Consider the following 12,528-nt stretch of genomic DNA (forward strand, 5'->3'; position numbering starts at 1 on the left):
CGGCGACGGCTCCGGCGTGCGGGAAGGGGTGCGGCGTAGCAGCGTGGTGGTGTGCCGAAGCTTCCTGCCCCGCGCTCGCGCCGGGACCCCTCCCGGCGGGGCTGGCTGCGGGGCGCGCCGCCGCCGCGCTGGGTGCGGGTGCTGCCGCTCGTGCTGGTGGCCGCGGTCGGCGTGGCCACGCTGCTCAGCCCCAGCCCGCTCGACATCGGGTTCCTGCTGGGCGCCATCCCGCCGCTGGCCGTGCTGTCGTACGGACCGCTGGCCACCGCGCTGCTGGGCTGCGCGGTGGTCGCCCTGCTGAGCGTGCCGGTCTTCCAACTGAACCACCCGGGCAACACCGATCTGGAGACGATCGTCTTCGTCTCCGTCCTGAGCGTGTTCCTGTCCTACGTGCGCAGCCGGCGCGACCGTCAGCTGGACCTCGAGCGCACGGTCGCGGAGGCCGCGCAGCGGGCCGTCGTGCCGCCGGTCCCCGAGCGGGTGGGCCCGGTGCGGTGCGCCGGTCTGTACCGGGCCGCTCAGCGCGGGACCCTGGTCGGCGGGGACTTCTTCGACGTGCGCCGCGGCCCGCACGGGGTCCGGGCGGTGATGGGCGATGTGCAGGGGCACGGACTGGCGGCGGTGTCCACGGTCGCCGCGCTGCTGGGCAGCTTCCGCGAGGCGGTGCTCGACCGGACGGACCTGACGGCCGTCGCGGGAGCGCTGGACCGCCGGCTGGTGGTGGACTCGGCGGAGGTGCGGCACGCGGAGCTGTTCGCCACCGCGGTGCTGCTGGAGTTCGCCGACGACGGGCGGTCGGTGCGGGTGGTGACCTGCGGTCATCCGGCGCCGGTGCTGCTGCGGGACGGCAAGGCCACCGAGGTGGGGGTGGTGCCGTGGACGCCGCTCGGCCTGGGGCTCGCGGAGTCCGTACCGCAGCAGGAGGGGCACAGCGTGCCGCTGCGCCCGGGTGACGTGCTGTTCCTGGCCTCCGACGGCGTCACCGAGGCCAGGAACGAGCAGGGCGCCTTCTACCCGCTGCTGGACCGCCTGCCCCGGCTCGCCGAACTCGACCCGGGAGTCCTCGCGGACCACGTCCTGGCCGATCTCCTCGCGCACTGCGGCACGTTCCGGGACGACGTGACCATGCTGGTCCTCGCGCCCGCCGGGCCGGACGGCGCCGCGCCCGGTCCCTGACGGCGATCCGCGGGGGCGGCCGCGAGGGCGTCAGCCGACGTCCCAGAGGAATCGGTGGGTGTGGATGCCGAAGTACGGGAACGACTGGACCCGCCGCACGCCCTCGATCGGGCGCACCACGTCGTTGACGAAGTCCAGCAGGTCCCGCGGGCCCGGCGTGACGACCTCGGCGAACAGGTCGAAGCCGCCGGAGGTGAGGACCGAGTAGACGACCTCGGCCCGCCCGGCCAGCTCGTCGGCGACCGCGCGGGCGTCGCCGTCCACGGCGATGCCGAGCAGCGCCATGGCCTGTCCGCCCATCGCCATCGGGTCGGTGACGCCGACCACCTGGACCGCCTTGGAGTCCAGCAGCCGCTGGAGCCGCTGCCGGGCGGCCGACGCCGACAGGCCCACCCGGGGCCCGAGATCGGCGTACGCGATCCGCCCGTCGGTCTGGAGCTCGCGCAGGATGGCCCGGTCGATGTCGTCCACGTGCGTCGCTTCCCCTCTCCGGCCGGATCGCCCCAGGGTAGTGGTGCGGTGGGGCGATCCGTGCGGGCGGTGCCTGGTGGTGCCGGGTCCTCGTCGTGCCCCGGGTGCCGGTGCGAACGGGGCCGGGGCCTGTTGTGCCGGTGCGGACGGTGCCCGGTGCGGGGCCCGGTGGTGCCGGTCGGCCCGTGTCAGCCGGTCAGCTCGGACAGGGCGGCGGCGAAGACCTCGGTGTGGGTGTCGACGTCGGCCTCGGTGGTGTCGGGGCACATCAGGGCCATGTTGTGGAACGGGGTGAGCAGGATGCCCCGGTTGGCCAGGTAGAGGTGGAGGAAGTCCTCGAGCTCGGCGTCCGCGGCGGCCGCCGACTCGGTGCCGTTGCGCGGGGCGGGGTCGGTGAAGCGGTACTCGGTGCGCGCGCCGAGCCGGGCGACCGACCAGGGCAGCCCATGGGCCTCGATGCCCGCGCGCACCCCGGCCTCGAACCGCTCGGACAGCTTCGCCATACCGGCGAACGCGTCGTCGGTGAGCACGTGCTCCAGGGTGGCGCGCGTCGCGGCGACGGAGAGCGCGTTGCCCGCCAGGGTGCCGCCGACGCCGCCCATGTCCACCAGATCCAGGTCGGCGCGGCCGAGCAGCCGGTCGGCGAGTTCCGCGGACAGGCCGTAGGCACCGGCCGGGATGCCGCCGCCGATCGCCTTGCCGATGGTGAGCAGGTCGGGCTCCAGGTCCCAGGCCGCGGTGCAGCCGCCGGGGCCGGCCGAGAAGGTGTGGGTCTCGTCGTTGATGAGCAGCGTGCCGTACCGACGGGTCAGCTCGCGCACGCCGTCGAGGTAGCCGGCCTCGGGCAGGACGATGCCGATGTTGGTGAGCGCCGGTTCCATGAGGACGGCGGCGACGTCGCCGTGGGCGAGTTCGCGCTCCAGCCGGTCCAGGTCGTTGAACTCCGCGACGCGGCTGGTCAGAGTGACGTCGCAGGGCGCGCCCACGTTGCCCTCGCGGGCGGTGCCGCGGCCGTCCGGGCCGACGACGATGAGCGACTCGTCGACGCTGCCGTGGTAGCAGTAGCTGTTCACGAGGATCTTCGGGCGGCCGGTGACCGCGCGGGCGAGCCGGATCGCCCAGCGGTTGGCGTCGGTCGCGGTCAGCGAGAAGCTCCAGCGCGCCAGTCCGAAGCGGCGGGTGAGCTCGGCGCCGACCCACTCGGCGTCCTCGGTGGGCAGCATCGCGGTCGCGCCGCCGAGTTCGGCGTACCGGCGCCCCACCGCGTCGGCGACGACCGCCGGGGAGTGGCCCGCCATGGCACCGGTGTCGCCCAGGCAGAAGTCGATGTACTCGTGCCCGTCGACGTCGGTGACACGGGCGCCCCGGGCGGAGTCCAGATAGCGGGGGAAGGCGCCGGCGGTCTTGTTCATCCACGTCATCGGCACCCGCCCGAACAGGTGCTCGGCACGGTCGTACGCGGCCTTCGAACGTGGGTTGCGCCGCTCGGCCTCGGCGCTCTCGCGGGCGAGCAGGTGGTGCAGGCGGGTGCGGTCCATGAGGGGTCCCGGTGGTCGGCGGCGATGGAATACCGGGATCGTACGAGCGGAAAAGTCAGCCTGACAAGCTTTTGGCACCAGAATCGATTGTTACGACGATCGATTCGAGTGTGGAGGCGGCTACGCCGGGTCGTCGAACGCACTACCGGAGATCGAACATCCGGGACCGAAACGCCAGGTCGCGCCACCCCTTCCGTCCCATAGAAATATCTACGAGCATGCGTGGCCGTGGCGGGCGGACGACTTCGGGAGCGGAACATGACCAGCACGAGGGGCGTGTACGGCGTGGAGTGGCTCGCCGCGGCCGCGCCCGATCCGCGGGCGTGCAAGCGGACGTGGGACGAGGGCGACGGCGTCGCGCTGCTGGCGGCCGGCCGGTTCTGGGACGTGCTCAGCGTGCCCGACCGGCTGGGCCTGCTGGCGCTGGAGATGCTGTGGCAGCCGGCGCTGCCGGTTCCCGGGCCGACGCTGGTGGACACGGCCGCGCACCGGGTCGGCTTCTTCCTGCCGCCCGATCCCGGGAGCGGCTGGATCGGGGCGGGGGTGCGGCACGCGAGCCGGGGCTCCTGGGTGGCCGTGCCGCCGCCCTACCGGCCCGCGCGCTCGCTGGAGTGGCTGGTCCCGCCCGACGGCACCGGCTCCCTGCACCGCCCCGCGGCGCTGGAGTCGGCCCTGCGCCTGGCCAACGGAACGCTCACGGTGCTGCCGGCGCTCCCGTGACGCGCCGGCTCCGCGCGGGCGGCCCGGGGGCGGCTCAGGCCGCCGGGGTGCAGCCCGCCGCGCAGAGTTCGCCGGGGTGGGGGGTGGTGCAGGCGACGACCGTGCGGGGCGGCGCGGGCGTGGCGCCGACTGGCGTGGGTGCGGACGGCAGGGGCACGTAGGTGACCCGGCTCGGGGCGGGGCGGTCGCCGGGCTGTGTGCGGCGGCCCCGGAGCAGGGCGCCCGCGCCGATGACTCCGGCGATGACGACGCCGCCGATCACCAGGGCGCCCCTGGCTCCCGCGGTCTGCATCAGCAGGCCCAGCAGCGGCGGGCCGACCAGGCTCCAGCCGGTACTCGCGCTGCGCCAGACCCCGAGGACCCGGCCGCGCATGTGCGGCGGCGGGTCGGTCTGCAGGACGGTCGTGCCCGCGGTGTCGGAGACCGACTCCACCACCGCCATGGGGGCGACGAGCACCATCAGGACCCACAGGCTCGGGGAGAGCCCGGCACCGATCTGGAGCAGCGCGCCGGCCGCGGCCATGGCGCCGACGAGCCGTACGGAGGGGCTGCGCAGGCGTCCGGCCAGGACCGCGCCGGCCACGCCGCCCACCGCGAGCACGGTCGACACCGTGCCGAAGGCGCCGGCCGCGCCGCCCAGCGGGCCGGTGACCAGGACGGCGAGGGTGAGGGCGTAGTTCCGGCCGAAGATACCGCTGATCGCGGTGATGCCGGCCAGCGCGACGAGGCGGGGGCGGCGCAGGAAGAAGGCGAGGCCCTCACGGGCGCCGGTGCCGCGCCTGGACGGGGGCGCCGCTGCCGGACGCGGCCCGGCGGCGGACTTGGTCCTTGGCCCGGCGGCAAGTTTGTTCCGCGGCCCGGCGGCAGGCCTCGTCTGCGGTTCGGCTGCGGGGTGGGGGCGCAGGAAGGGGATGACCGCGGCGACGGCGAGGAAGGACAGCCCGTTCGCCGCGTACGCCGCTCCCGGGCCCCAGCAGCCGATCACCACGCCCGCCAGCGCGGTGCCGCCCACGCGGCCCGCCCCGCTGACCACCGAGCCCAGCGCGATGGACGAGGGCACGTCCTTCGGCGGTACGAGGTCGTTGCCGAGCAGGGCGCAGGCGGGCGCGTCTACGGTGGCGATCAGGCCGGTGACGGCGGCGAGCACCATCAGGACCGGGACGGACAGCCGGTCGGTGACCACCAGGGCCGCGGTCACGAAGCCGACCAGCGCGAGCAGCGCCTGGCTGACCGAGGCGGTGAGCCGGCGCGGCCAGGCGTCGACGGCGGCGCCGCCGGCCAGCCCCAGCAGCAGCCCGGGCGCGGCCTGCGCGGACAGCGACAGGCCGGTCGCCGCGGCGGAGCCGGTGAGGTGGAGCACCAGGAGGTTCTGCGCGGTCAGCTGCATCCAGGTGCCCGCGTTGGACACCAGGTTGGCCGCCGACCACCAGCGCATTCCGGGGTGGCGCAGGGCGCGCCACGGGGCGCGGTCCCCGGCGGCGGCCCCGGCGGGGCGCGGTCGCCGGGGCGAGGGAAGGATCACGCGGCGCGGCGCGGCGGCGGGCGGGCGCGCGGGCGCGGCGGGGGAGGTGGAGTGAGAAGGCACGGAGGAACGCTCGTGTGGGAGGACCGGACGGCTTGCCGTGCTGTGCCGCCAGGGGCGGCTCGGCGTTGAGACGTGGTCCGGCACAGCGGCTGCCCATCCTCACAGACGCCACGGGACAGTGGTTCCGCCGGGCCGGTCCGGTAATCGCGTGGCACCCCAACTGACGTTCGGTGCGCGGGAGTTGCGGGCGCGGTGGCGTTCCTCACAGGAAGTCGGGTACGTCCGTCCGTCACGTGACGCGGGTCTCGGCGGCCGCGGAAGCCGCGTACGTCCGTGCTTCACCTGCCGCGGGTCTCCGCGGGCGGCGGACGGAGGCTGGACCGGTCCCCCGTTCCGGTCCCGCCTCCGCAGCCGCGGCGCACCGACGGCCCGCGGCCCGTCGAACGTACGCGCCGCGACCACGCGGCGGGTACCGCGCCGGTGCTCTTTCGGCCGTGCGAAGGACTCATCCGTGCACAGGTGCGTCCGGAACGTCCTCGTTCATCCCGGCCGGGATTCGCCGCCGAGGTCCGGCGGCTCCAGGTCGCCCACGGCCAGGTGGGCGAGGACGACCTCGTACTGGTCGCTGCCCGTGGCCAGGAGCCGGCGTTCGAGGACGGGCTCCGCGGCGCGCACGTGCTCGCGCACGGTCTGGGCGTGCACTCCGAGCAGGTCCGCGGCGCGCTCGGCGTTGCCCCCGGCGGCGATCCAGGCACGCAGGGTGCCCCGCAGGTCCCGCGCGTCGGCCGTCAGCCGCCCGAGCAGTTCCTGGGCCCAGGCGCGCAGCGCGGGTCCGGCGAGCAGGTCGGGGAACCGTACGGCGCGATCGCCCCTGGACCGTTCGGGGGCGCGGTCCTGGGATGCCTGGGTGTTCAGGGCGAGGTGGACCGCGGCTCGTACGGTGAGGCGGGACAGGTCGGCGCCCAGGAGTTGCTCGGCGCGCTCCATGCGGGCGCGCACCGTGTTGCGGCTCACGCCGAGGATGCGCGCGGCCGCGACCGCGGTGAACTCCAGGCCCAGCCGGGTGGTGGCGAGGAGTTCGGCGCGCGTGTGGTGCGGCAGCGCGTCCAGCGGCCGCAGCAGCCGGGTGGACCAGGCGTGCAGCGCCTCGGGGTCCATCAGCCGCTCGGGGTGGGTGCGTTCGGCGTACATCGCCGCGCCGTCCGGGCTGAACCGGGCCACCGCCAGCGCGCTCACGGCCTGGGCGTACCCCGTCGCCGTACGGGCGAGGCCGTGCCGGGCGCTGCCGCCGAGGTAGGTTCCGGGGCACGCGGCGACGAGGGCGCGCAGCGCGTCGCCGGCGCCGTGGCCGCCGCCCCGGCCGGGGGCGACCACGATCACGTGCTCGTCGTCCGCCGGGCACAGCACCACCAGCGCCCGCCCGCCGGTGGCGTCCAGGCAGTCGGCGGCCAGCCGGTCACGCTCGTCGCGGTGCCCCTGCACGACGTACACACGCGCGGTGTCCGCGTCCAGGAGGCCGGGCCACAGCCCCGCGGCCACCCGGCGGGCCGAGACGGTGTCCTCCACCATGAGCAGTTGCAGGATCGCCAGCCGCAGCGCCGCGGTCGCCCGTTCGAGCCGGCGCCCGGCACTGGCCGTCTCGTGGGCCCGCAGCAGCAGTTCGACCACCGCTGCCGTACGGGTGACCAGCTCGGCGCCGTGCCGGTCGAAGGGGGTGGGCCGGGCGACGGCCAGCACTCCGGCGGCGGTCGGGTGCGGGGCGCCGACGCGCACGAGGCGCAGATGCCGTTCGCCCTCCTGCAACGCCGCCGACGCCAGGCGGCCGGCGAGGACGTCCGCCACCAGCTCGTCGTCGAGGCCGACCGGCTCGCCGGCGAGGAGGGCGCCGCCGCCGTCGAGGAGGCAGGCCGTTCCTCCCACGGACCCGGCGAGCCACGCCACGACCTTGCGCACATCGCGCCCCGCGGGCCTCAACTGGTCGAGGAGTTCCTCCGCCCAGGCGGCTTCGCGGCTTCCGCTCCGCCGCGCCCCTGCCTCCCCGTCCTCCCGGCCGGCCATGTCGGCCCTCTCCCAGTCCGTCGCGTTGACCTCGCTGTTCTCCGTCCGGGACGTTACCAGGGGGTGCCGGCGGCCCGGGGCCGGGCGGCGGCGCGGGTGCCGCACCCGGCGGCGAGAAGGCGGCTTCGCCGACGGTTCACGGGGGGAGGTGACCGGCCGGCGAAGCCGCGACGCCCGGAGCCGGGGGGACAGCACCCGAGCGGTACACAGCTCTGCTTCCCCGGGATGCGCGGAGTACGCCACAAAGTTCGCGGGCCGCCCCGCCGGTGTCCGGGGACCGGCGCCGCACGGCATAAGCTCGGTGAATGGCGAAGTACTTCGACGTGCACCCCGACAACCCCCAGCCGCGTGCGGTCCGGCAGATCGCGGACAGCGTGCGCGAGGGGGCGCTGATCGCGTATCCGACCGACTCCTGCTACGCCCTCGGCTGCGGGCTCGGCAACCGGGAGGGCGTGGAGCGGATCCGCGCGATCCGGCACCTGGACGACCGGCACCATTTCACCCTGGTGTGCCAGGACTTCGCACAGCTCGGCCAGTTCGTCCGGATCGACAACGACGTCTTCCGCGCCATCAAGGCGTCGACGCCCGGCAGTTACACCTTCATCCTCCCGGCGACCCGGGAGGTGCCGCGCATGCTGCAGCATCCCAAGAAGAAGACGGTGGGGGTGCGCATCCCGGACCACGTCGTCACCCAGGCCCTGCTCACGGAGCTCGGCGAGCCCCTGTTGTCGAGCACGCTGCTGCTGCCCGACGAGGAGGAGCCGATGACACAGGGCTGGGAGATCAAGGACCGGCTCGACCACGTGGTGGACGCGGTGGTCGACTCCGGCGACTGCGGCACCGAGCCGACGACGGTGATCGACTTCTCCGGCGGAGAGGCCGAGATCGTACGAAGGGGAGCGGGCGACACCTCCCGCTTCGAGTAAGCCCGGCGGCCTGGCAGTACGGGCGGGGTCTCGACGGCCACGCAGCACGAGCGAGGTCCGGGCGGTGGTCCCGCAGTACGGGCGGGGCGCGGGCGGCGGCCCCGCAGCACGGACGAGGCTCGGGCGGCGGCCCGGCAGTACGGGCGAGGAACGGGGCGGCGGCCCCGCCGTACGGGCGATGCCCGAGCGACCACGCAGCGCGGGTGACACCCCGCCGGCCCGGCAGTTGCGGCGAGGCGCGAACCGCCCCACGGCACGAGTAAGGCCCCGGGGGCCCCACATGGCACCATGACCATGATCCGCCCACCCGGCCGGCAGGTCCGCCCCAGTGGCCCCGACCCCGCCGGGCCGACCGCATCGCACCCGCACCCGCACGCCGGTGAGGCTCTCACCGGTGACCGAGCAGGAAGGCAGCCCGCCGTGACCGCCGTACAGGGAGAGTCCGTCGAGATCCCGACCGGGGACGGCACCGCCGACGCGTATCTGTCCCGTCCCTCGGACGGCGCCGCCCACCCGGGCGTGCTGCTCTACCAGGACGCCTTCGGCCTGCGCCCGCACCTGAGGTCGATGGCCGACCGGATCGCGGCGGCCGGCCACACCGTGCTGGTGCCCAACGTCTTCTACCGGCACGGGCGCGCGCCCGTCGTGGAACTCCCCGAGTTCATCGACCTGTCCGAGCGGCCGGACGTCTTCGCGCGCGTCGCCCCGCTCGTCCAGTCCCTCACGCCCGACCTCGCGCGGCGCGACGCGGGCGCGTACCTGGACTTCCTGGCCGGCCATCCGCTGGTCGCCGAGGGGCCGGTGGCGGTCACCGGGTACTGCATGGGCGCCCGGCTGTCGTTGCTGACCGCCGGTGCGTACCCGGACCGGGTCGCGGCTGCCGCCGGGTTCCACGGCGGGCGGCTGGCCACCGACGCCCCGGACAGCCCCCACCTGGTCGCCGGGCAGGTCGAGGCCGAGCTGTACTTCGGGCACGCGGACCAGGACCCGTCACTCCCGCCCGAGCAGATCGAGCGCCTGGAGAACGCTCTCTCGGCGGCGGGCGTGCGTCACCGCTGCGAGGTCTACCCCGGCGCGCGGCACGGGTTCACCCAGGCCGACACGGACGCGTACGACCGCGAGGCCGACGAGTGCCACTGGTCGGCGCTGCTCGACCTGCTCCGCCGCACCTTCTGACCTCGGTCGCCTTCATTGACATGGACGCGCCCCGGCGCGACTCTGAGAGCGCTCTCACTTCAGGTACGGACCAACCCCGACCCGTACCCCGACCCCACCGGAGGTGGAGCGTGCTCGCAAGACTCAAGGTTCTGGCGACGACGGGAGCCGCGGCCCTCGTCGGTGCGCTGCTCGGACTCGGCGCCCCCGCGCCGGCCGAGGCCGCGACGCCCGACACGATCCCACTGAAGATCACCAACAACTCGGGCCTCGGCCGGCCCGTCTACCTCTACGACCTCGGCACGTCGCTGACGACCGGTCAGCAGGGCTGGGCGGACGCCGGCGGCGCCTTCCACCCCTGGCCCGCCGGCGGCAACCCGCCCACGCCCGCCCCGGACGCCTCGATCCCCGGCCCGGCCGCCGGGCAGTCCACGACCATCCGGATCCCGAAGTTCTCCGGCCGGATCTACTTCTCCTACGGCCAGAAGCTCGTGTTCAAGCTGACCACCGGCGGCCTGGTGCAGCCCGCGGTGCAGAACCCGAGCGACCCCAACCGCGACATCCAGTTCAACTGGTCGGAGTTCACGTACGACAACTCCGGTCTGTGGCTCAACAGCACCCAAGTGGACATGTTCTCCGTGCCCTACGCGGTGGGCGTGCAGCGCGCCGACGGGAGCACGGTGAGCACCGGCCATCTCAAGTCCGGCGGCTACAACGGCGTGTTCAGTGCGCTGCGGGCCCAGTCCGGCGGCTGGGGCGGCCTGATCCAGACCCGGTCCGACGGCACCGTGCTGCGCGCGCTGTCCCCCGGGCACGGCCTGGAGACCGGCGCGCTGCCGGCCGGCGTCCTCGACGACTACGTCAACCGGGTCTGGCAGAAGTACGCCACGGCCACCCTCACGGTCACGCCCTTCGCCGACCAGCCGGGCACCAGGTACTACGGGCGGGTCTCGGGCAACGTCATGAACTTCACCAACGCCTCCGGCGCCGTGGTCACCAGCTTCCAGAAACCTGACGCGGACAGCATCCTCGGCTGCCACAAACTGCTGGACGCCCCCAACGACCAGGTGCGCGGGCCGATTTCGCGCACCCTGTGCGCCGGCTTCAACCGCTCGACCCTGCTGGTAAACCCCAACCAGCCGGACACCTCCACCGCCGGCTTCTACCAGGACCCGGTGACCAACCACTACGCGCGGATCATCCACGAGCGGATGGCCGACTCCAAGGCCTATGCGTTCCCCTTCGACGACGTGGGCGACCACGAGTCCCTGGTCCACGACAGCGCACCCCAGCAGGGCTACCTCACCCTCGACCCCCTGAGCTAGCGGCGCAGTCCCCTGACGGGTCCGGTGGCGGCGTGCGTCACCGGACCCCCAACTCGTCGGCGGGCGAAGATCGTTGTTACGGTGCACGGCGTGTCTGACTCCTCGCGCGATACCGTCGAAGGCGCCGGCTGGACCGCCGCCGAACCCGGCACGTACCGCAAGCTGCTGCCCGGCCGGGTCAGGAAGCTGTCCTGGCTGGACCCCCGGACCCTGTGGGCGGCCCGCAACGGCGTGGTCGCGTCCTGGTTCGGCGATCCGACGGGCCGCACCCGTGCCCGCTGGGTGGCCGAGCGCGCGGCCGCCGGGGCGCCCGCCGACAAGGTGATCCGGCGCGAGGAGGCGGACCGGTTCTCCTTCATGGTGATCGGGGACACCGGCGAGGGCGACGAGTCCCAGTACGCCGTCGTGCCCGGGTTCCTGAAGGTGAGTCAGGGCACGTCGTTCGGAGTGATCACCAGTGACGTGATCTACCCGGTCGGCAGCACCGACGACTACGGCACCAAGTTCTTCCGCCCGTACCGCGACTACCCGGCGCCGCTGTACGCGATACCCGGCAACCACGACTGGTACGAGGATCTGGGCGGCTTCATGCGGGTCTTCTGCGGGGACGCCCCGGCGCTGCCGCCCGAGCCGAGGCCCCGGCCGCTCGGCCGCGACTGGTGGCGGGCCCTGCTGTGGCACCGGCCGCGCCCCGCCGACGAGCAACGTCTGGCCGAGGCGCGGGAGTTGCGCTCGGCACCCGGCCAGCGGGCCGTCCAGCCGGGGCCGTACTGGGCGATCGACGCCGGACCCGTGCGGATCGTCGGGATCGACACCGGTCTGCTGGGCACGATCGACGCCGAACAGGGCGCCTGGCTGCGGGAGGTGTCGCGGGGCCCCCGGCCCAAGATCCTCCTCACCGGCTCCCCCCTGTACGTGGACGGCGAGCACCACCCCTGCCCGGTCGAGGGCGGCGGCACCGTCGACGAGATCGTCCGCGACCCGGCGCACCACTACGTGGCCGCGATCGGCGGCGACATCCACAACTACCAGCGCTACCCGGTGAAGGTGGGCGGGCGCACGATCCAGTACGTCGTCTCCGGGGGCGGCGGCGCGTTCATGCACGCCACGCACACCATCCCGCGCGTGTCCGTGGGCGGCGTCGGCGAGACCGACTTCCGCTGCTACCCACTGCGCGGCGACTCCCTCGCCTTCTACAGCCGCCTGTACGGGCGCCGGCTGCGGCTGCCCCGCCTCTTCACGCTCACCGAGGCGGAGGCGATGGCCGTCGTCGCCGAGCGGATCGGCGTGCCGCCGGTGCGCAGCCCGGGCAAACCGGTGCGGGTCACCCGGCGAATCCGGCTGGTGGCGAGCCTGCTCGGGGCGGGCCGGCGCCCGGACCGCCGGGCCCGCCTCCGCCTGCCCGTGCGGAAGGTCTACACCCAGTTGTTCTCACCGGGTTCGGCCACCTACAGCCCGCCCTTCTTCAAGTCCTTCCTGCGGCTGGACGTCACCCCGGAGGCGATCCGGCTGCGCTGCTTCGCGGCCACCGGCAACCTCGCCCAGGAACTCGACCCGCCCGTCGAGGACGAGGTGACCGTCCCGCTGGTGTGACCGGCGCGGGCGGGACCAGGGCCGCGAGGCCCCTCGCGAGG

Annotated in this window: 10 protein-coding genes; 6 read left to right on the forward strand and 4 right to left on the reverse strand. The window is 74.6% G+C overall.

Annotated elements, in window-relative coordinates; translation table 11 throughout:
- The first annotated feature begins 51 nt into the window (after nt 1-51).
- Nucleotides 52-1,176, forward strand: coding sequence for a PP2C family protein-serine/threonine phosphatase (locus tag IE217_RS10050; RefSeq protein ID WP_190177373.1), 1,125 nt, complete (start codon nt 52-54; stop codon nt 1,174-1,176).
- Between the two features lie 30 nt (nt 1,177-1,206).
- On the opposite strand, the gene IE217_RS10055 is transcribed toward IE217_RS10050, so the two are convergent.
- Complete coding sequence (locus tag IE217_RS10055) at nt 1,207-1,647, reverse strand: Lrp/AsnC family transcriptional regulator (protein ID WP_190177374.1); 441 nt, start codon at nt 1,645-1,647, stop codon at nt 1,207-1,209.
- Between the two features lie 188 nt (nt 1,648-1,835).
- Entirely contained in the window at nt 1,836-3,185 is a 1,350-nt protein-coding gene (locus tag IE217_RS10060) for a transaminase (RefSeq protein ID WP_190177375.1), read from the reverse strand.
- Between the two features lie 258 nt (nt 3,186-3,443).
- On the opposite strand from IE217_RS10060, the gene IE217_RS10065 reads away from it, so the two are divergent.
- Complete coding sequence (locus IE217_RS10065) at nt 3,444-3,905, forward strand: hypothetical protein (protein WP_190177376.1); 462 nt, start codon at nt 3,444-3,446, stop codon at nt 3,903-3,905.
- Between the two features lie 34 nt (nt 3,906-3,939).
- On the opposite strand, the gene IE217_RS10070 is transcribed toward IE217_RS10065, so the two are convergent.
- Nucleotides 3,940-5,340, reverse strand: a complete 1,401-nt coding sequence (locus tag IE217_RS10070; protein WP_190177455.1) for an MFS transporter — start codon at nt 5,338-5,340, stop codon at nt 3,940-3,942.
- A 630-nt stretch (nt 5,341-5,970) separates the two neighbouring features.
- Complete coding sequence (locus IE217_RS10075; protein WP_190177377.1) at nt 5,971-7,488, reverse strand: helix-turn-helix domain-containing protein; 1,518 nt, start codon at nt 7,486-7,488, stop codon at nt 5,971-5,973.
- A gap of 305 nt (nt 7,489-7,793) precedes the next feature.
- Between IE217_RS10075 and IE217_RS10080 the strand changes: the two genes are divergently transcribed.
- From IE217_RS10080 to IE217_RS10095, 4 genes are all read left to right on the forward strand, one after another.
- Nucleotides 7,794-8,414 carry an L-threonylcarbamoyladenylate synthase gene (locus IE217_RS10080; protein ID WP_190177378.1) on the forward strand — a complete coding sequence of 207 codons (621 nt, stop codon included), beginning with the start codon at nt 7,794-7,796 and terminating at the stop codon, nt 8,412-8,414.
- Nucleotides 8,415-8,834: 420 nt separating this feature from the next.
- The gene (locus IE217_RS10085) at nt 8,835-9,590 is read left to right on the forward strand and encodes a dienelactone hydrolase family protein (protein ID WP_190177379.1); all 756 of its coding nucleotides are present in this window, start codon (nt 8,835-8,837) and stop codon (nt 9,588-9,590) included.
- A 110-nt stretch (nt 9,591-9,700) separates the two neighbouring features.
- Entirely contained in the window at nt 9,701-10,894 is a 1,194-nt protein-coding gene (locus IE217_RS10090) for a glycoside hydrolase family 64 protein (protein WP_229865177.1), read from the forward strand.
- A 90-nt stretch (nt 10,895-10,984) separates the two neighbouring features.
- A complete protein-coding gene (locus IE217_RS10095; RefSeq protein ID WP_190177381.1) occupies nt 10,985-12,487 on the forward strand; it encodes a metallophosphoesterase family protein in 1,503 nt (500 codons plus the stop codon).
- The last annotated feature ends 41 nt before the right edge of the window (nt 12,488-12,528 follow it).

Source organism: Streptomyces naganishii JCM 4654 (genome assembly GCF_014650575.1).
GTDB classification, from domain to species: Bacteria; Actinomycetota; Actinomycetes; order Streptomycetales; family Streptomycetaceae; genus Streptomyces; species Streptomyces naganishii.